This is a genomic window from Uliginosibacterium sp. sgz301328, from assembly GCF_041807905.1.
GTDB lineage: Bacteria > Pseudomonadota > Gammaproteobacteria > Burkholderiales > Rhodocyclaceae > JBGVSA01.
Genome location: NZ_JBGVSA010000007.1, coordinates 128,005 through 147,194, shown reverse-complemented (window position 1 = coordinate 147,194; position 19,190 = coordinate 128,005). Strand labels below are relative to the sequence as shown.

The 19,190-nt window shown below is 62.5% G+C and carries 16 protein-coding genes and 1 tRNA gene; 16 read left to right on the top strand and 1 reads right to left on the bottom strand.

The features are described 5' to 3' along the window. Nucleotides 1–177 precede the first annotated feature (177 nt). From ACDA63_RS07630 to ACDA63_RS07605, 6 genes are all read left to right on the top strand, one after another. Complete coding sequence (locus ACDA63_RS07630; RefSeq protein ID WP_373662622.1) at nt 178–1,392, top strand: acetylornithine/succinyldiaminopimelate transaminase; 1,215 nt, start codon at nt 178–180, stop codon at nt 1,390–1,392. Between the two features lie 117 nt (nt 1,393–1,509). Then, nucleotides 1,510–4,098 (top strand): response regulator, encoded by a 2,589-nt coding sequence (locus ACDA63_RS07625; RefSeq protein ID WP_373662621.1) that lies wholly within the window; start codon nt 1,510–1,512, stop codon nt 4,096–4,098. A 330-nt stretch (nt 4,099–4,428) separates the two neighbouring features. Continuing rightward, entirely contained in the window at nt 4,429–5,589 is a 1,161-nt protein-coding gene (carA, locus tag ACDA63_RS07620) for a glutamine-hydrolyzing carbamoyl-phosphate synthase small subunit (protein WP_373662620.1), read from the top strand. 149 nt (nt 5,590–5,738) lie between these two features. Beyond that, entirely contained in the window at nt 5,739–8,972 is a 3,234-nt protein-coding gene (carB, locus tag ACDA63_RS07615; protein ID WP_373662619.1) for a carbamoyl-phosphate synthase large subunit, read from the top strand. Then, on the top strand, nt 8,969–9,445 hold the full coding sequence (greA, locus tag ACDA63_RS07610) for a transcription elongation factor GreA (RefSeq protein ID WP_373662618.1): 477 nt from the start codon (nt 8,969–8,971) through the stop codon (nt 9,443–9,445). The genes carB and greA overlap by 4 nt, the downstream gene beginning before the upstream one ends. A 41-nt stretch (nt 9,446–9,486) precedes the next feature. Beyond that, entirely contained in the window at nt 9,487–9,942 is a 456-nt protein-coding gene (locus ACDA63_RS07605) for a DUF4149 domain-containing protein (protein WP_373662617.1), read from the top strand. Nucleotides 9,943–10,004: 62 nt separating this feature from the next. Here ACDA63_RS07605 and yhbY read toward each other — a convergent pair whose 3' ends face one another. Then, nucleotides 10,005–10,496, bottom strand: coding sequence for a ribosome assembly RNA-binding protein YhbY (gene yhbY / locus ACDA63_RS07600; protein ID WP_373662616.1), 492 nt, complete (start codon nt 10,494–10,496; stop codon nt 10,005–10,007). A 77-nt stretch (nt 10,497–10,573) separates the two neighbouring features. Here yhbY and ACDA63_RS07595 point away from each other — a divergent pair, with 77 nt between their 5' ends. The 10 genes from ACDA63_RS07595 (at nt 10,574) to ACDA63_RS07550 (ending at nt 19,128) form a co-directional block, all read left to right on the top strand. Beyond that, nucleotides 10,574–11,206, top strand: a complete 633-nt coding sequence (locus ACDA63_RS07595; protein ID WP_373662615.1) for an RlmE family RNA methyltransferase — start codon at nt 10,574–10,576, stop codon at nt 11,204–11,206. 127 nt (nt 11,207–11,333) lie between these two features. Continuing rightward, entirely contained in the window at nt 11,334–13,232 is a 1,899-nt protein-coding gene (gene ftsH, locus ACDA63_RS07590; RefSeq protein ID WP_373662614.1) for an ATP-dependent zinc metalloprotease FtsH, read from the top strand. A gap of 67 nt (nt 13,233–13,299) precedes the next feature. Then, the gene (folP, locus tag ACDA63_RS07585; RefSeq protein WP_373662613.1) at nt 13,300–14,130 is read left to right on the top strand and encodes a dihydropteroate synthase; all 831 of its coding nucleotides are present in this window, start codon (nt 13,300–13,302) and stop codon (nt 14,128–14,130) included. 77 nt (nt 14,131–14,207) lie between these two features. Beyond that, a complete protein-coding gene (glmM, locus tag ACDA63_RS07580) occupies nt 14,208–15,560 on the top strand; it encodes a phosphoglucosamine mutase (RefSeq protein WP_373662612.1) in 1,353 nt (450 codons plus the stop codon). A gap of 136 nt (nt 15,561–15,696) precedes the next feature. Next, nucleotides 15,697–16,047 (top strand): preprotein translocase subunit SecG, encoded by a 351-nt coding sequence (gene secG / locus ACDA63_RS07575; protein WP_373662651.1) that lies wholly within the window; start codon nt 15,697–15,699, stop codon nt 16,045–16,047. Between the two features lie 58 nt (nt 16,048–16,105). Next, nucleotides 16,106–16,190: transfer RNA gene (locus ACDA63_RS07570), tRNA-Leu, on the top strand. A gap of 67 nt (nt 16,191–16,257) precedes the next feature. After that, a complete protein-coding gene (locus ACDA63_RS07565) occupies nt 16,258–16,632 on the top strand; it encodes an NADH-quinone oxidoreductase subunit A (RefSeq protein WP_373662611.1) in 375 nt (124 codons plus the stop codon). A gap of 156 nt (nt 16,633–16,788) precedes the next feature. Next, nucleotides 16,789–17,265 (top strand): NADH-quinone oxidoreductase subunit B family protein, encoded by a 477-nt coding sequence (locus tag ACDA63_RS07560; RefSeq protein ID WP_373662610.1) that lies wholly within the window; start codon nt 16,789–16,791, stop codon nt 17,263–17,265. 11 nt (nt 17,266–17,276) lie between these two features. Then, a complete protein-coding gene (locus ACDA63_RS07555; protein ID WP_373662609.1) occupies nt 17,277–17,882 on the top strand; it encodes an NADH-quinone oxidoreductase subunit C in 606 nt (201 codons plus the stop codon). Further along, a complete protein-coding gene (locus tag ACDA63_RS07550) occupies nt 17,875–19,128 on the top strand; it encodes an NADH-quinone oxidoreductase subunit D (RefSeq protein WP_373662608.1) in 1,254 nt (417 codons plus the stop codon). Before ACDA63_RS07555 ends, ACDA63_RS07550 begins: the two co-directional genes overlap by 8 nt. Nucleotides 19,129–19,190 lie beyond the last annotated feature (62 nt).

Below are 19,190 nucleotides of genomic sequence, written 5' to 3'. Positions count from 1 at the left end.
AAGGGGCGGATAAAGGCGGCCAGCCTGGCCGATGTGCTGGCTTGCCCGAATTGCCTGACGTTTATGCTTTACGTAGCGACCGTCAGCCATCAAACTTGATGCCCCGGCGACCTGCCGGGAAATCGGCCCCCGCCCAGCAGGCGGGCCCTTATGAACAAGTTCTGAAAGGATGTATTCGTGACTGCCGCCGTTGAACGTTCCGACTTCGACCGCTACATGGTTCCGTGCTTTGCACCGCTGGCTCCCGTGCCCGTGCGAGGTGAGGGCTCGCGAGTTTGGGACCAGGACGGCCGCGATTACATCGACTTTGGCGCGGGCGTGGCGGTGACTTCGCTCGGCCACGCGCATCCTGCGCTGCTCAAGGCGCTGCGCGACCAGTCCGAGAAGCTGTGGCACGTATCGAACTACTTCACCAATGAGCCGGCCCTGCGTCTGGCCAAGAAGCTGACCGATGCGACCTTCGCCGAGCGCGTCTTCTATTGCAACTCCGGGGCCGAGGCCAACGAGGCGGCGCTGAAGCTCGCGCGCAAACGCGCCATCGACAAGCACGGGCAGGACAAGATCGAGATCGTCGCTTTCAACGGCGCCTTTCACGGCCGCACGTTCTTCACCGTGTCTGTTGGCGGCCAGCCGAAGTACTCCAGCGGATTCGGCCCCAATCCGGCCGGAATCGTGCACGTCGATTTCAATGACATCGAAGCGGTGCGTCGCGTCATCGGTCCGAAGACCTGCGCAGTGATCATCGAGCCGGTGATTGGCGAAAGCGGAGTGGTGCCGGCCAAGCCCGAATTCCTGCGCGAGCTGCGCCAACTGACGCGCGAGCACGATGCCGTGCTGATCTTCGATGAGATCCAGTCCGGCAATGGCCGCACGGGTTCGCTTTTTGCGTACATGAACACCGATGTCGTCCCTGACATCCTCACGACCGCCAAGGGCCTGGGCGGCGGCTTTCCGATCGGCGCGATGCTCACGACGGCCGAGATTGCGAGGAGCTTCACGCTCGGCAGCCATGGCACGACGTTCGGCGGCAACCCCTTGGCGTGTGCCGTGGGTGAGGCGGTAATGGACATCATTACGCGCCCTGAAGTGCTGGCGGGTGTGCGCAGCAAGGCTGCTCATGCGGCGGGGCGCCTGCGCGGCATCGGCGAACGCCTTGGGTGCTTTGCCGACGTGCGTTCGTCGGGGTTGTGGTTCGGTTGCGAACTGACTGGCACCTTCGCCAACCGCGCGAGTGACTTCGTTGCGGCGGCGGCCAAGGAAGGCGTGCTGCTACTTCAGGCAGGCCCTAATGTCGTCCGCATCGCGACCTCGCTGATCATTGCCGACGAGGAGCTGAACGAAGGGCTCGATCGCTTCGAGCGCGCTTGCCAGGCTTTGGCGGCAGCGCGTTGATCGCGCCGGAGCGGGCGCTACGGTGCCCGCTCCTGAATAGGCGGCCCGCCCAGCGGGCCGCCAGGCGGCTGCACACCAGACGGACTTCGCGTCCGCAAAAACTGTAAAGACGACTGCGTGAGCTCACTGCCTGTAACGCCTCCTGTCACCAGAGATGCGGCCCCCAGCGATGCGGGCCTCGCGGCCTTGCTCGCTCATCTGTCTGCACTCGCAACCGCTGCGGGTGCGCCTGATTTCTTTGCCAGTGCACACGACGCGCAATCCCTCGCCGCGCGTGCGGGGGAACTGATCGCCCACCAGATACGCCAGCAGGAGCGCCTGTCGCTTGTGCTGGACAACGCCGGCGACGCGCTATGGGATTGGGACCTGCAGGCCGGCGAGTTCTATCTCTCCGACGCCTGGAAGCGTGCCATGGGTTACGCCCCGCAATCGTTCGGCAACGATCGCTCTGCGTGGGAAGCGCAGATCCATCCCGACGACCTGCCGAGCGTGCGAGAGGCGCTGGCTGCGCACTATTCCGGCGCGACCCCTGTTTTTGACGCCGAGTACCGTTTGCGGGACGCCGAAGGCGAGTGGCGCTGGATCGGTTCGCACGGGCGGGTGGTGGCGCGCGCCGCCGACGGCAAACCCCTGCGCGTGGTCGGCACCCATCGCAATATCACCGAACGCAAGGGCTGGGAACTTCAACTGCTGCGTGCCAAGGACGCGGCGGAATCGGCCAGCAGGGCGAAGAGCGATTTTCTCGCCAACATGAGCCACGAAATCCGTACGCCAATGAACGGGATCATCGGCATGACGGAATTGGCGCTCGATACGCAACTCGACGCTGAACAGCGCGGCTATCTGCAGACGGTGAAGTCGTCTGCGGAATCGCTGCTGTCGATCATCAACGACGTACTGGACTTTTCCAAGATCGAGGCAGGCAAGCTCGATCTGGAAGATATCGAGTTCTCTCTGCCGGCTGTCATCAGCGATACCTTCAAGGGCCTCGCCCTGCGCGCGCACCAGAAGGATCTGGAACTGGTGTTCGGCATCGAACCCGGCACGCCGCACGTACTGCGCGGCGACCCCAACCGCCTGCGACAAGTGCTGATGAATCTCGTCGGCAATGCGATCAAGTTCACCGAACAAGGTGAGATCGAAGTCGTGGCTCGCGCGATCAGCCGCGACGGCGGGGGCGTGGTGCTCCAGTGCGACGTGCGCGACACGGGCATCGGCATTCCGGCCGACAAACTCGACGAAGTCTTTGGTGCTTTTTCGCAGGCGGATACGTCCACGACGCGCCGCTACGGCGGCACCGGCCTGGGGCTGGCAATCTGCCGCCGGCTGGTGGAGTTGATGGGCGGGCGCGTATGGGTGGAAAGCCGGGTCAACGAAGGCAGCACCTTCCATTTCACGGCCCACGTGGGGCTGGTGCGCGAGGAGGTCGCCAGCGAGCCGCAGGACCCGCGCCTGCAAGGCATGCGAGCCTTGTTGGTGGAAGACAGTTGCGCCGTGGCGCGCGTGATGGCCGAGGCCATGCGCCGGTGGGGCATCGACGTAACCATGGCGGCCTCGGGCGACGAAGCCGCTGCCGCGTTGCGACAGGCCCATAAGGCGGGCGACGCGTTCGACCTGATGCTGGTCGACGGCAAGATGCCCGAGCCGGGCGGCTTCGGGCTGCCGTCGCGCTTCCATGGCGATGGGGCGCCGTGCGACCGCATCATCATGATGCTGACCACCGATACGCAGCGGAACGATGCCGCGCGCTGCCGCCAGTTGGGGGTGCGCTCGCATCTGGTCAAACCTGCTTCGTCTGCGGATCTGCTTGACGCGATCCGGCTGGCAATTTCGCCGGCCACTGAAGAAAACGAAGTCGATCTTGGCGAATTCAAGATCGACGAGTCCCTGGCCGAGCACAGCGCATCACGGCGTGGCAAGGAGGTACTGCTGGTCGAAGACAACCCGGTCAACCAGACCGTGGCGACCAAGATCCTGGAGCGCAACGGCTACCTGGTGACCGTGGCCGGCGACGGTCAAGAGGCTATCGAGTGGTTCGAAAAGCGTCGCTTCGACCTGATCCTGATGGATGTGCAGATGCCCGTGCTGGGCGGGCTGGATGCGACCAAGGCGATTCGGGCGCGCGAGGCGCGGCGCAGTTGGGCAATGTCGGGTCGCTGGGAGGCCACGCCGATCATCGCCATGACCGCGCACGTCATGCCGGGCGATCGTGAGCGCTGCCTCGAGGCGGGGATGGATGACTACGTTTCCAAGCCGATCCAGCCGAGCGATCTGTTCGCCGCGATCGATCGCGTGGCGCGGCGCATGGAGGCTACCGCGTTCGACGGGCTCGAATCGCTCAATGCCGAAGCCGGTGGTTACGCCGACGTGGCCGATCTGGCCCAGACGCGGCAATTGCTGGAAGGCGACGAGACAGCCCTGCAGACACTCATCGGTATTTATTTGGCGGACGTCGACAAGACGTGCCGGCAATTGGAATCCGCGGCGGCTAAGCGCGACGCACGTACGCTGGGCTCGATCGCTCACTCGGTCAAGTCGTCGGTGGGCGTTTTTGGCGCCGTGCAGGCGGCCGACGTGGCGCTGAAAGTCGAGATGGCGGGGCGGCGAGACGAACTCAATGCCGCTCTGGACGGCGTGCCTGCCCTGGTGGTTGAACTGAACCGGCTGGCAGACTACCTGCGCACGCAGTTGCGCAGCACTGACTGAAGGCGACTGTCCTAGCCAAGGCAATGGGCGGATGAGGCCGCACGCCTTGGCAGCACAAGCCGCTGCCGCCCGATGTGACAGAAAAAGCTGGCCCGACCCATGGAGCGGCGTTGCCGGGGTGGGCAATTTTGCGTATAATTTCGCAGGTTTACGAGCGGGGTGCGTTGATTGACGTACCCCGCTTTTCACGTCCGCACGGCAGAGGGCGTGTTCTCCGGCAGATCAATCATTTAGCCCTAGTTCCGTTTCCCAGCCATGCGGGGGCGCGCAGCGCCGAAGGATGTCTCGGAAACGAAATCAGAGGCCCAACAAGGTTTAGGAGTTTTTACCGTGACAGACACCCCGAGCGCAGGCAACCTGCACGCCCTTCTCGCACTGGCCGACGGAACGGTCTTCTATGGTCAGGGGCTGGGTATCGTGGGCAAGACGGTGGGTGAAGTGGTGTTCAATACCTCCATCACCGGCTACCAGGAAATCCTCACCGACCCGTCGTACCGCCGCCAGATCGTCACGCTGACCCACCCGCACGTGGGCAACGTGGGTGTGAATGCCGAGGACGCTGAATCGGCAGCCATCCACGCCGCCGGCCTGATCATCCGCGACCTGCCGCTGCGCGTGTCGAACTTCCGCTCAGAGCAGGATCTCGACGGCTATATGCGCGCCGGCAACGTGGTCGGCATCGCCGGCATCGATACCCGCAAGCTGACCCGCATCCTGCGCGAAAAGGGCGCTCAGAGCGGCTGCCTGGTGACCGCGGCCTCGCGGGAAGAGCTCAATGTTGAAGCCGCCATCGCCGATGCGCGCGCCTTCGAAGGCTTGGCCGGCATGGATCTGGCGCAGGTCGTGACCACGCCCAAGTCCTATGAATGGACGCGCGGCGAATGGAAGCTCGGCACGGGTTCCGTCGACAAGACCGACGCGAAATTCCACGTCGTGGCGTATGACTTCGGTGTGAAGTTCAACATCCTGCGCATGCTGGCCGAACGCGGCTGCAAGCTGACCGTGGTGCCTGCCAGGACGCCAGCGAAGGACGTACTGGCCCTGAACCCGGACGGCGTGTTCCTGTCGAACGGCCCCGGCGATCCGGAACCGTGCGATTACGCGATTACCGCGATCCGCGAGTTCCTCGACCGCAAGCTGCCGACTTTCGGCATCTGCCTGGGCCATCAACTGATGGGCCTGGCGGCCGGCGGTAAGACGCTGAAGATGAAGTTCGGTCACCACGGCGCCAACCATCCGGTGAAGGATCTCGAATCGGGTCGCGTGCTGATCACCAGCCAGAACCACGGTTTTGAGGTCGATGCGGCCACGCTGCCGGCCAACGTCAAGGTGACGCACGTCTCGTTGTTCGACGGCAGCCTGCAAGGGCTGGCCTGGACGGATCGCCCGGCGCTGTGCTTCCAGGGCCACCCCGAGGCGAGCCCCGGCCCGCATGACGTGGCGTACCTGTTCGATCGCTTCATCAACATGATGGAAGCGGCGCGCAAGTAAGCACGCCGCTGGGCACACACGGGCACCGCCGGCGACGCCGGCAAGAATTTTCGCGGTAACAACATTCAGACGGAGAAGTGAAGCGCGGTAGATGAAGACGTAGCCGGGCAGTGCAAGCGGCCCGCACCTTTGTCCCCCTTCCGGACCAGATGCCAAAACGTAACGACATCCAATCGATCCTCATCATCGGCGCCGGCCCGATCGTCATCGGTCAGGCCTGCGAGTTCGACTATTCCGGCGCACAGGCCTGCAAGGCGCTGCGCGATGAAGGCTACAAGGTCATCCTGGTCAATTCGAACCCGGCCACGATCATGACCGACCCGGAGACGGCCGACGTTACCTACATCGAGCCGATCACCTGGCAGGTGGTGGAACGCATCATCGAAAAGGAACGCCCGGACGCGATCCTGCCCACGATGGGCGGCCAGACGGCGCTGAACTGCGCGCTCGACCTGTGGCGCCACGGCGTGCTGGATAAGTTCAACGTCGAACTGATCGGCGCCAAGCCCGAAGCCATCGACAAGGCTGAAGACCGCCTGAAGTTCAAGGACGCGATGACCAAGATCGGCCTGGAATCGGCCCGTTCCGGCATTGCTCACAGCATGGAAGACGCGCTGGCCGTGCAGGCCAAGGTCGGCTTTCCCGCGATCATCCGGCCGTCCTTCACGCTCGGTGGCACGGGCGGCGGCATCGCCTACAACATCGAGGAATTCGTCGAGATCTGCACGCGCGGTCTGGACCTGTCGCCGACCAACGAACTGCTGATCGAAGAATCCCTGCTGGGCTGGAAGGAATTCGAGATGGAAGTCGTGCGCGACCGCGCCGACAACTGCATCATCGTGTGCTCCATCGAAAACCTCGACCCGATGGGCGTGCACACCGGTGACTCGATCACCATCGCGCCGGCGCAGACGCTGACCGACAAGGAATACCAGATCATGCGAAACGCATCGATCGCGGTGCTGCGCGAGATCGGTGTGGATACGGGTGGTTCGAACGTACAGTTCGCCGTCAATCCGAAGGACGGTCGCCTGATCGTCATCGAAATGAACCCGCGCGTGTCGCGTTCGTCGGCACTGGCGTCGAAGGCGACCGGCTTCCCGATCGCCAAGGTCGCGGCGAAGCTGGCCGTGGGCTACACGCTGGACGAGCTGAAGAACGAAATCACCGGCGGCGCGACCCCGGCGTCGTTCGAGCCGACGATTGACTACATCGTCACCAAGATTCCGCGCTTCGCGTTCGAGAAATTCCCGACCGCCAACAACCGCCTGACCACGCAGATGAAGTCGGTGGGCGAGGTGATGGCAATGGGCCGCACCTTCCAGGAATCGTTCCAGAAGGCGCTGCGTGGCCTGGAAGTTGGCGTCGATGGCCTGAACCAGAAGACCACCGACCGCGAAACGCTCGAGAAAGAACTGGGCGAGCCCGGCCCGGAGCGTATCTGGTACGTGGGCGATGCCTTCGAAAACGGCTTCTCGCTGGACGAAGTGCACAACCTGACCAAGATCGATCCGTGGTTCCTCGCGCAGATCAAGGACATTGTCGACAAGGAAATGGAACTCGACGATCGCTCGTTGGGTTCCATCGGCGGCGACGAACTGCGCGCGCTCAAGCGCAAGGGTTTCTCGGATCGCCGTCTGGCCAAGTTGCTGAAGACCGATGAATCGACCGTGCGCACTCGCCGCCACGCATTGGGCGTGCGGCCGGTGTTCAAACGCGTCGATACCTGCGCGGCCGAATTCGCCTCGAACACGGCGTACATGTACTCGACGTACGAAGAAGAGTGCGAAGCCCAACCGAGCGACAAGAAGAAAATCATGGTGCTCGGCGGCGGCCCCAACCGCATCGGCCAGGGTATCGAATTCGACTACTGCTGCGTGCATGCCGCGCTCGCACTGCGCGAAGACGGCTATGAAACCATCATGGTCAACTGCAACCCCGAAACCGTGTCGACCGACTACGACACTTCGGACCGTCTGTACTTCGAGCCGCTGACGCTGGAAGACGTGCTTGAAATCGTCGCCATCGAAAAGCCGGTTGGCGTGATCGTGCAGTTCGGCGGGCAGACGCCGCTCAAGCTGGCGCGCGACCTCGAAGCCAACGGCGTGCCCATCATCGGCACCACGCCCGACATGATCGACGCGGCCGAAGACCGCGAGCGCTTCCAGAAGCTGCTGCAGGACCTCGGCCTGCGCCAGCCGCCCAACCGCACCGCGCGCACGCCCGTCGAGGCTGTCGCGCTGGCTGCCGAAATCGGCTACCCGCTGGTCGTGCGTCCGTCTTACGTGCTGGGCGGCCGCGCGATGGAAATCGTCCATGAGCAGGCCGACCTCGAGCGCTACATGCGCGAGGCGGTGAAGGTCTCGAACGATTCGCCGGTGCTGCTCGACCGCTTCCTGAACGACGCCACCGAAGTCGACGTCGATGCCATCTCCGACGGCACGCAGGTGATGATCGGCGGCATCATGGAACACATCGAACAAGCAGGCGTCCACTCGGGTGACTCCGCCTGTTCGCTGCCGCCGTATCGCCTGTCCGCCAAGCTGCAGGACGAACTGCGTCGCCAGACCGAAGCCATGGCGCGCGGTCTGAACGTGGTCGGTCTGATGAACGTACAGTTCGCCATCCAGGGCGAAGGCGATGACGCCGTCGTGTATGTGCTGGAAGTGAATCCACGCGCATCGCGCACCGTGCCGTTCGTGTCCAAGGCGTGCAGCCTGCCGCTGGCCAAGATTGCCGCGCGTTGCATGGCCGGTCGTTCGCTGGTCGACCAGGGCGTGAAGGGCGAGATCGTGCCGCCGTACTACTCGGTGAAGGAAGCCGTCTTCCCGTTCAACAAGTTCCCGGGCGTGGATACCATCCTTGGGCCGGAAATGAAGTCGACCGGTGAAGTCATGGGTGTGGGCCGCAGCTTTGCCGAAGCGTTCGTGAAGAGCCAGATTGCCGCCGGCACGCGCTTGCCGACCGAGGGGCGCGTGTTCATCAGCGTGCGCCCCGCTGATCGCCCCAAGGCGACCGACGTGGCGCGCTCATTGGTGGAACTGGGCTTCGAACTGGTGGCCACCAAGGGCACCGGTGCGCACCTTCAGGAAGCGGGCATCCCTGTTTCGCTGGTCAACAAGGTGACCGAAGGACGCCCGCATATCGTCGACATGATCAAGAACAACGAGATCGCGCTGGTCATCAATACAGTCGATGAGAAGCGCCAGGCGATCCTCGATTCGCGTTCGATCCGGACCAGCGCCCTGGCCGCCAAGGTGACCATTTTCACCACGATCGAAGGCGCCCGCGCAGCCTGCTTGGGCATGCGCCACCTGGCGGGCCTGGAGACCTACTCGCTGCAATCGCTTCACGCGGAACTACAACAAAGACACGCATCATGATGAAAGTACCCTTGACCGTGCGCGGGGCAGAATTGCTGCGCGCCGAACTGCACCAACTCAAGACCGTCGAACGCCCCCGCGTGATCGAGGCGATCGCCGAAGCGCGCTCGCACGGCGATCTTTCGGAAAACGCCGAATACGATGCCGCCAAGGAACGCCAGGGCTTCATCGAAGGGCGCATTGCCGAAGTCGAAGGCAAACTGTCGGTCGCGCAGATCATCGACCCGAAACTGCTGGACGCCGATGGTCGTTGCGTTTTCGGCGCAACCGTCGATCTCGAAGACCTCGAATCGGGCGACCGCGTGGTCTACCAGATCGTCGGCGACGACGAAGCGGACCTGAAGGCGGGCAAGATTTCGATTTCGTCCCCGATCGCCCGGGCGCTGATCGGCAAGTACGCCGGTGACGTGGCCGAAGTGCAGGCGCCCGGTGGCGTGCGCGAATACGAAGTCATCGACGTCAAGTACATCTAACCGAGAGAAGTTGGCCAGGCAGTCTGCTGGCCGCGAACACCATGACGCGTCTGGCCGATTACCTGTTTGCCATTGTCATCGCCATGTGGGTTGGCGCTTTGTGGGCCATCGGTTTCATGGCCGCTCCGGTGCTCTTCCAGCAACTGGCCGATCGCATGCTGGCCGGCGCGATTGCCGGCAAGCTATTCACGATCGTCGCGTGGCTGGGCATCGGCAGCGCTGTTTATGCGCTGCTGTACCTGATGATGCGTGAAGGTGTCGGCGTGCTGCGCAGCGCGGTGTTCTGGATCGTGCTGGTCATGCTGGTGCTGACGCTGGTGGGTCAGTTCGGCGTCACGCCCATCATGGAAGGGCTCAAGTCGCAGGGCGTATCGCGCGACATCATGGCGGGCGTGCTGAGGGACCGGTTCATGATGTGGCACGGAATTTCCAGCGTGTTGTACCTGGCGGTCAGTGTGCTGGGTGTGGCGCTGGTGACCCAGACCTTCCGGCGCTGAAGTCTCAGGCTCACAAATGAAACGGGCTGCCGAAGCAGCCCGTTTTCGTTCCAGAGGCAGACCTAGCGCTTCGGCGCGGTTTTACGCGGAGCAGGGCGTGCGGAAGTCGTAACGCGTGCGGCGCCGCGCGTACCACGGGTGGCAGGTGCACCGGGTTTGCGCGGTGTGTAGTCCGGGCGCTTGGGGGCTGTCCCTGTCGCCGGGCGACGCGGCGCGCTCTTGGGGGCAGCCTTGCCGCCGGTGGGGCGGGCGGGGGCCTTCTTCGGCGCGGGCTTTTTCTCTTCGGGCTTGGGCCGGAACACGATCAGCAACTTGCCGATATGCTGAACGGCGGCGCAACCCAGGGTTTCGCACACAGTTCTGAGGACTTCCTCGCGCAGGGCGCGATCGTCGCCGTACACGCGGATCTTGATCAGCTCGTGCGCTTTGAGCGAGCGTTCAATTTCGGCGAGTACGGATTCGGTCAAACCGTTCGAGGCGACGCTGACGACCGGTTGCAGGTGATGGGCCGCGGCGCGAAGATCGCGGCGCTGCGCGGGGGACAGTTCTAGCATTTCGTATTATTTGGCAAGCAAATCAATATTTTATTCCAAATCGGACGCCGCGACGACTTGCGCGGCGCGATAAACGCATGAAACGGACGAAAACCAGCAAAGGCTGGATGATGGAGCATGTGAACGACCCCTTCGTGCAACGCGCGAAGGCAGAAGGCCTGCGCGCACGCGCTGCCTACAAGCTGCTCGAAATCGACGACAAGGACCACATCTTGCGCCCGGGTATGGTGGTGGCTGAACTGGGTGCCGCGCCGGGGTCGTGGTCGCAGGTGGCGGTGCGCCGGATCCAGCCTGGCGGTAAGCTGGTGGCACTCGATCTGCTGCCGATGGAGCCTGTGCCCGGCGTGGACTTCCTGCAGGGCGATTTCCAGGAAGACACTGTTCTGGAGCAATTTGTGTCCTTGCTTGAAGGTCGCAAGGTGGACCTTGTATTGTCCGATATGGCCCCCAATATTTCGGGTATCGCGACGAGCGATCAGGGGCGGATGATGTACCTGGGCGAATTGGCGCTGGATTTTGCCGCCCACTATCTTCGTCCGGGCGGCGCCATGCTGATCAAACTTTTCCAGGGCGAAGGGTTCATGGAGTATCGCAAGGCCATGCAGGCGGCCTTTCGCGTCGTCCACTCGCGCAAGCCCGCTGCGTCGCGTGATCGCAGCTCAGAGGTCTACCTGCTGGGGCTGGACCACAAAGGTGGTCAGCCAGGTTAGCCATGGGGTAGCCATTGCGTGGCTACCGCACAGTGATAGTTGTCCTTAATTGCCGCTCGGGAACGATCGAGCATAAAATCGATCACACATCGCGTCGCGCCCGCATATTTGGCGCTCAGGAGTTGCCTTGAACAATCTATTCAAGAATCTTGCGATCTGGGTGGTTATCGGCGTCGTCTTGATGACGGTATTCCAGCAGTTCAATAACCGCCAGGTGGCGGCCAATACCATGACGTACTCCGAGTTCATGGACGCCGCCAAGCAAGGGCGCATCGCCAAGGCGACCATCGAACCGCCGCGCACTGTCCGTGCGGTGACGCAGGATGGCCGTGCCGTGGTGGTCTACACCCCGGGCATTGCTGACCCGTGGATGGTGTCCGATCTCATGCGCGACGGCGTGCAGGTGACGGCGGCCAAGCCCGAGGAGGAGCAATCCTTCCTCATGAGCATCTTCGTCTCGTGGTTCCCGATGATTCTGCTCATCGGCGTGTGGATTTTCTTCATGCGCCAGATGCAGGGTGGCGGCCGTGGCGGTGCATTCTCGTTCGGCAAGAGCAAGGCCCGCATGCTGGATGAGTCGGCCAACTCCATCACCTTCGCCGATGTCGCAGGTTGCGACGAGGCGAAGGAAGAAGTCTCCGAACTGGTCGAATTCCTTCGCGACCCCTCCAAATTCCAGAAGCTGGGCGGCCGTATTCCGCGCGGTGTGCTGATGGTGGGCTCGCCCGGTACCGGCAAGACGTTGCTGGCGAAGGCCATCGCGGGCGAAGCCAAGGTGCCGTTCTTCAGCATCTCGGGCTCCGACTTCGTCGAGATGTTCGTCGGCGTGGGCGCGGCGCGCGTGCGCGACATGTTCGAAAATGCCAAGAAGCAGGCGCCCTGCATCATCTTCATCGATGAAATCGATGCTGTCGGTCGCCAGCGTGGCGCCGGCCTGGGTGGTGGCAACGACGAGCGCGAACAGACCCTCAACCAATTGCTGGTAGAGATGGACGGCTTCGAAGGCACTTCGGGTGTCATCGTGATCGCCGCAACCAACCGTCCGGACGTGCTTGACCCGGCGTTGCTGCGTCCTGGCCGTTTCGACCGCCAGGTTGTGGTGCCGCTGCCGGACATCCGTGGCCGCGAACAGATCCTGCGCGTTCACATGCGCAAGGTGCCGATCGCGCCCGACGTCGATGCAACGGTGCTGGCACGCGGCACGCCGGGCTTCTCTGGTGCCGACCTGGCCAACCTGGTCAACGAAGCCGCCCTGTTTGCCGCGCGCTCCAACAAGCGCCTGGTGGACATGGACGATTTCGAAAAGGCCAAGGACAAGATCATGATGGGCGCAGAACGTCGCTCCGTGGTCATGCCTGAAGAAGAGCGCCGCAACACCGCGTACCACGAGTCGGGTCACGCCGTCGTGGCGCGCCTGCTCGACAAGACCGATCCCGTTCACAAGGTCACGATCATTCCGCGTGGTCGCGCACTGGGCGTAACCATGCAACTGCCGACCGAAGATCGCTACAGCCAGGACCGCGAGCGCTTGCTGCAGACAATCGCAGTGCTGTTCGGCGGCCGCATCGCTGAAGAAGTGTTCATGAACCAGATGACCACTGGCGCCTCGAACGACTTCCAGCGTGCGACCGACCTGGCCCGCCGCATGGTGACCCAGTGGGGGATGTCCGATGCGCTCGGCACGATGGTCTATGGCGAAGAAGAGGGCGAAGTGTTCCTCGGTCGTTCGGTGACGCAACACCGCAATGTGTCCGAAGCCACCATGCAGAAGGTCGATGCAGAAATCCGCCGCATCATCGATACGCAATACGCGCTGGCTCGTCGCCTGATCGAAGAAAACCGCGACAAGATGGAAGCCATGACGGCTGCGCTGCTGGAATGGGAAACCATCGACGCCGACCAGATCGAAGACATCATGGAAGGGCGCCCGCCGCGTCCGCCGAAGCCGTCGGCCATGCCGTCGGTGTCCCGGCCCGACAACAACTCTCCGGGCGCCGCGCCTAACGCGCCGGCGCCGGCCGCCTGATCGGCGGAGTTTCTCGCAACACAGGCCGACGCTTCATGCGTCGGCCTTTTTCGTTCTGCAAATCCACATGACCCAGATTCTTCGTTGCGGGCGCTACGAGATTCCCCTCGAACGCCCGCACATCATGGCGATCATCAACGTGACGCCCGACTCGTTTTCCGGTGACGGGCTCGATGGCTCGGTCGATGCAGCATTGCGTCGCGCCGAGCAGGCGTTGCGCGACGGCGCGACTTTTCTCGACATTGGGGGCGAGTCCACTCGGCCGGGCGCCGCACCGGTATCGGAACAAGAGGAACTGGATCGGGTGATTCCGGTTGTCGAAGCGCTGACGTCGCTCGGCGCACCGGTGTCGGTCGATACCTTCAAGCCGGCGGTCATGCGCGCTTCGATCGCGGCGGGCGCCGCAATGGTCAACGATATCAACGCGTTGCGCGGCGACGGGGCGGTAGAGGCGGTTGCAGCGAGCGGAGCAGGCGTGTGCCTCATGCACATGCAGGGCGAGCCGCGCAACATGCAAGTCGCGCCGCACTACGAGGATGTGGTGGCCGAGGTGCGGGAATTCCTGCTGCGGCGTGCCGAATTGCTCCTGTCGGCCGGCGCGCCGCGTGAGACCATTGTGCTCGACCCCGGTTTCGGCTTCGGTAAGACGCTCGAGCATAATGCCGAGTTGTTCCGTGGGCTGCCCAAGCTGTGTGCTCTCGAATACCCAGTGCTGGTTGGTGTGTCGCGCAAGACCATGCTGGGCCAGATCACCGGTCGCGCGGTGGAGGAGCGTCAGTTTGCCAGCACCGCTGCAGCGCTCATGGCGGCGGACGCCGGCGCTGCCATCATTCGCGTTCACGACGTGGCCGCCACGCGCGATGCGCTGATGGTGTGGCGGGCCCTGCGCATCAATTGAATGTCGATTTCGCTCTTGGCTGATACGGCCAGCGGGCTGATAACAAGCCGCCACGAGCGGTGGAGGATGTACCAAATATGAGTCGCAAATACTTCGGCACCGACGGCGTTCGCGGTCGTGTTGGCCTGTCTCCGATCACCCCCGATTTCGTCATGCGCCTTGGCTACGCGGCGGGCACTACGCTTGTGGCACGCGAAAAACTCCGGGACGGCGATCATCCGGCCGTGTTGATCGGCAAGGACACCCGTATTTCCGGGTACATGCTCGAGGCCGCACTCGAAGCCGGCTTTGCCGCGGCCGGCGTGGACGTGATCCTGGCGGGCCCGATCCCGACGCCTGCGGTCGCCTATCTCACCCGGGCGCTGCGCTTGCAGGCGGGCGTGGTGCTTTCGGCTTCACACAACCCGTTCTACGACAATGGCATCAAGTTTTTCTCGGCTGGCGGCGCCAAGTTGCCGGATGCCGTGGAGCGCGAAATCGAAGCGCGCATCGACGAGCCCATGGGGTGCGCCGAATCGGCGCATTTGGGCAAGGCACGTCGCATCGACGATGCCGCGGGGCGTTACATCGAATTCTGCAAAAGCACCTTCCCCAACGATCTTGACCTGCGCGGCCTGCGCATCGTGGTCGATTGCGCCAACGGAGCGGCCTACCACATCGCCCCGAAGGTGTTTCACGAGCTGGGTGCGGAGGTCATTGCCGTCGGCGTCGAGCCGAACGGACGCAACATCAACGATGGCGTCGGCGCTACCCAGCCTGGCCACTTGCGTGAGGCCGTCCTCAAGCATCGTGCCGACATCGGCGTGTCGCTCGATGGCGACGCTGATCGCGTCATGATGTGCGACAGCGAGGGCGAACTCTACGACGGCGACAAGCTGCTGTACGTCATCGCGCGCGCCCAGCATGCGGAAGGGCGTCTCCAGGGCGTGGTCGGTACGCTGATGAGCAATCTCGGCTTCGAGCATGCCATCGCTCGCATGAACGTGCCGTTCTATCGCGCCAAAGTGGGGGATCGGTATGTGCTTGAGATGATGCTGGAGAAGGACTGCAAACTCGGCGGTGAGAACTCGGGTCACATCATCTGCCTGGATCGCCACACCACGGGGGATGGAATCATTTCGGCCCTGCAGGTGCTTGCCGCCCTGCGCCAGAACGAGCTGACGCTCGCAAAGGCGTGTGCGGACCTGGTGTTCTATCCGCAGCGCCTTATCAACGTAAGCCTGCCGGCCGGCTTCGATTGGGCGGGGGATGCTTCGATTCGCGAGTCCGTGACGGCGGCCGAGCGTGAGCTGGGGCAGGAGGGGCGCGTGCTGCTGCGTCCGTCGGGGACTGAGCCCCTGCTGCGCGTAATGGTGGAAGGTGCCGATGGCGAGCAGGTCAATCGCCTGGCCGAGAGCATCGCTACTGCCGTGCGAGTCGCCACCGAGTGATCGGTTTCGTTTCGTGCCGTCCGTGTGGCACGTGCGCGACAGGTGCGAGCCGGATGCCTTTGAGCGGTGCTTGCTTGTGTAATCGTTAGCGGCTACAATCGTCCGTCTTAAATCTTGAATGACTTCCCCTTTTCACATGGGTAGTTTCTGGTTCAATCTCGTTCTGGTTGTGCACATTCTCGTGGGTGTGGCCGTTATCGTCTTTGTGCTCCTGCAGCACGGCAAAGGCGCTGACATGGGTGCATCTTTCGGTGGTGGTTCGGCCGGTAGTCTGTTCGGTTCGTCCGGTTCTGCGAACTTCCTCAGTCGCACGACGGCGATTCTCGCTACGATTTTCTTTATTACGAGCCTGAGCCTGAGTTATCTCTCGTCCGGTGGCCCGCGTGCTCCGCGTTCGGTGATGGAAGGTGTGCATGAGCAATCCGCTCCGGTTTCTGTGCCGGCTGCTCCTGCTCAAGATTCTAAGAATCAGGAAATTCCGAAATAGCCCATATTTGCTTTGCGTCAATTGTGGCGCAGAGTATAATTCGCTCAGTTTTGAGCGTGCCGACGTGGTGAAATTGGTAGACACGCCATCTTGAGGGGGTGGTGGCGAAAGCCGTATGAGTTCGAGTCTCATCGTCGGCACCATGTAATACGAAACGCCCGCAGAAATGCGGGCGTTTTTCCGAGTATTAAAGCGATTGAGTGGGGTTGTATGCTAGAGAACTACTTTCCGGTTCTGCTCTTCATCATAGTCGGGATCGTGGTTGGCATGCTGCCCATCCTCATGGGTTGGGTTATCGCTCCCAATCGTCCCGATGCAGAGAAAAACTCCCCCTACGAGTGCGGCTTCGAGGCCTTCGAAGACGCGCGGATGAAATTCGACGTCCGCTATTACCTCATCGCCATTCTTTTCATTCTGTTTGATCTGGAAGTCGCATTCCTGTTGCCCTGGGCTTCGATTCTCAAGGAAATTGCCGCGACGCCAGCGATTCGCTTGTTTGGTTTCTTCGAAATGCTCATTTTCCTGGGTATTTTGATCGTCGGTTATATCTACGTCTGGAGAAAAGGCGCTCTCGATTGGGAGTGAGTTGCTGAATTAGCCAATATCCTGGCGTAGGGCAGGTCCTTTTGATCGCCCTTTTGTGACTCGCGGATCATTCGTAATTGCTGGTGCAGTTGAATTTCCGCGTGTTTTAAAACGAAGCTCCGGTTTCGTTTGAATTAATCGCTGAGGATTCAGCCAGTGAGTATTGAAGGCGTATTGCGCGAAGGGTTCGTTACCACGACCCTCGATTCGGTCATTAACTGGACGCGCACCGGTTCGCTGTGGCCGATGACTTTTGGTCTGGCCTGTTGTGCAGTCGAAATGATGCACGCAGGGATGTCGCGCTATGACATCGACCGTTTCGGCATCATTTTCCGTCCCAGCCCCCGTCAGTCCGACCTGATGGTGGTTGCCGGCACGCTGTGCAACAAAATGGCGCCGGCGCTGCGCAAGGTCTACGACCAGATGGCCGAGCCGCGCTGGGTCATCTCGATGGGCTCCTGCGCTAACGGCGGCGGCTACTATCACTATTCCTATTCCGTGGTTCGCGGGTGCGATCGCATCGTGCCGGTGGACGTCTATGTTCCGGGTTGCCCTCCGACTGCCGAAGCTCTGCTCTACGGCATCGTGCAACTGCAGAACAAGATCAAGAAAACCTACACCATCGCTCGCTGAGAGGTTCTTTCATGAGTCCCAAGATCGAGCGCCTGGTCGCCACCCTGCAGTCCGTGCTGGGCGAGCGAGTCCATTCGCTGACGCCTGATCGCGGCGAGCTGACGCTTGAAGTCTCCGCTGCCGACTACCTCGAAGTCGCCGAGACTCTGCGTGACCACCCCGAACTGCGCTTCGAGCAATTGATCGACCTGTGCGGCGTCGACTATTCCACCTATGCCGGCAGGCTGCCGCGTAGTGCGCGCTACGCGGCCGTATCGCAACTGTTGTCGGTTACCCACAACTGGCGCCTGCGCCTGCGTGTGTTCGCCCCGGACGATGCTTTCCCCGTGCTGGCTTCCGTCATCGGCATATGGCCGAGCGTCAACTGGTACGAACGCGAGGCGTTCGACCTCGTGGGCATCATGTTCAGTGGTCACCCGGACCTGCGCCGGATCCTGACGGACTATGGCTTCATCGGTCATCCGTTCCGCAAGGATTTTCCGGTGTCGGGCTTCATGGAAATGCGTTACGACCCCGACCAGGCTCGGGTGATTTACCAGCCGGTGACGATCGCGCCGCGCGAAGTGACACCGCGCATCGTGCGCGAAGAGAATTACGGGGACGTCGGCCATGGCTGAGATCCAGAACTACACCATCAACTTCGGTCCGCAGCATCCGGCCGCGCACGGCGTGCTGCGCCTGGTGCTCGAACTCGACGGCGAAGTCGTCGAACGCGCCGATCCGCACATTGGCCTGCTGCACCGCGCGACCGAAAAGCTCGCCGAAACGCGCACGTGGATTCAATCCGTGCCGTACATGGACCGTCTCGACTACGTGTCGATGATGTGCAACGAGCACGCGTACTGCATGGCGATCGAACGTCTGCTCGGCATCGAGGTGCCGGAGCGCGCGCTGTACATCCGCACGATGTTCGACGAAATCACGCGGGTTCTGAACCACCTGATGGGCATCGGCTCGCACGCGTTCGACATCGGCGCGATGACGATGATCCTGTACACCTTCCGCGAGCGCGAAACGCTGATGGACGCCTACGAGGCCGTCTCGGGCGCTCGCATGCATGCGGCGTATTACCGTCCGGGCGGCGTCTATCGCGATCTGCCGGACCAGATGCCGCAATACAAGACGTCGCGCTTCAAGAACGAAGCGACGGTGCGCGAGCTGAACAAGTCGCGCGAAGGCTCGCTGCTCGATTACCTCGACAACTTCTGCGATTACTTTCCGAAAGTCATCGACGAATATCACACGCTGCTGACCGACAACCGTATCTGGAAGCAGCGTACCGTCGGCATCGGCGTGGTCACGCCTGAACGCGCCATGGCGCTGGGCTTTACCGGCCCGATGCTGCGCGGCTCCGGCATTGCGTGGGATCTGCGCAAGAAGCAACCCTACGCGGCCTACGACAAGGTGGACTTCGACGTACCGGTCGGCGTCAACGGCGACTGCTACGACCGCTACCTGTGCCGCATGGAAGAAATGCGCCAGTCGACGAACATCATCCGCCAGTGCGTGCAGTGGCTGCGCGCCAACCCGGGCCCGGTGATCAGCGACAACCACAAGGTGGCTCCGCCTTCGCGCGCGAAGATGAAGGAGAACATGGAAGAGCTGATCCACCACTTCAAGCTCTTTACCGAAGGCATCCACGTGCCCGAGGGCGAGGCCTACGCCGCCGTCGAGCATCCGAAGGGTGAATTCGGCGTGTACGCGATTTCCGATGGCGCCAACAAGCCGTACCGCTTGAAGTTCCGCGCACCGGGCTTCGCGCACCTGTCGGCAATGGACGAGATGGCCCGCGGGCACATGATTGCCGACGTGGTGGCGATCATCGGCACCATGGATATCGTGTTCGGCGAAGTCGACCGCTGATCGACACCCGCGCAAGAGCAGTGGGCGGTCGCCAGCGGCCGCACCAAGACAGAAAGATAAAG

Bases quoted from the DNA above. Each gene is read 5' to 3' on its own strand.
- carB (WP_373662619.1), top strand. From the start codon at position 5,739: ATGCCAAAACGTAACGACATCCAATCGATCCTCATCATCGGCGCCGGC.
- greA (WP_373662618.1), top strand. From the start codon at position 8,969: ATGATGAAAGTACCCTTGACCGTGCGCGGGGCAGAATTGCTGCGCGCC.
- ACDA63_RS07605 (WP_373662617.1), top strand. From the start codon at position 9,487: ATGACGCGTCTGGCCGATTACCTGTTTGCCATTGTCATCGCCATGTGG.
- yhbY (WP_373662616.1), bottom strand. From the start codon at position 10,496: ATGCTAGAACTGTCCCCCGCGCAGCGCCGCGATCTTCGCGCCGCGGCC.
- ACDA63_RS07595 (WP_373662615.1), top strand. From the start codon at position 10,574: ATGAAACGGACGAAAACCAGCAAAGGCTGGATGATGGAGCATGTGAAC.
- folP (WP_373662613.1), top strand. From the start codon at position 13,300: ATGACCCAGATTCTTCGTTGCGGGCGCTACGAGATTCCCCTCGAACGC.
- glmM (WP_373662612.1), top strand. From the start codon at position 14,208: ATGAGTCGCAAATACTTCGGCACCGACGGCGTTCGCGGTCGTGTTGGC.
- secG (WP_373662651.1), top strand. From the start codon at position 15,697: ATGGGTAGTTTCTGGTTCAATCTCGTTCTGGTTGTGCACATTCTCGTG.
- ACDA63_RS07565 (WP_373662611.1), top strand. From the start codon at position 16,258: ATGCTAGAGAACTACTTTCCGGTTCTGCTCTTCATCATAGTCGGGATC.
- ACDA63_RS07555 (WP_373662609.1), top strand. From the start codon at position 17,277: ATGAGTCCCAAGATCGAGCGCCTGGTCGCCACCCTGCAGTCCGTGCTG.
- ACDA63_RS07550 (WP_373662608.1), top strand. From the start codon at position 17,875: ATGGCTGAGATCCAGAACTACACCATCAACTTCGGTCCGCAGCATCCG.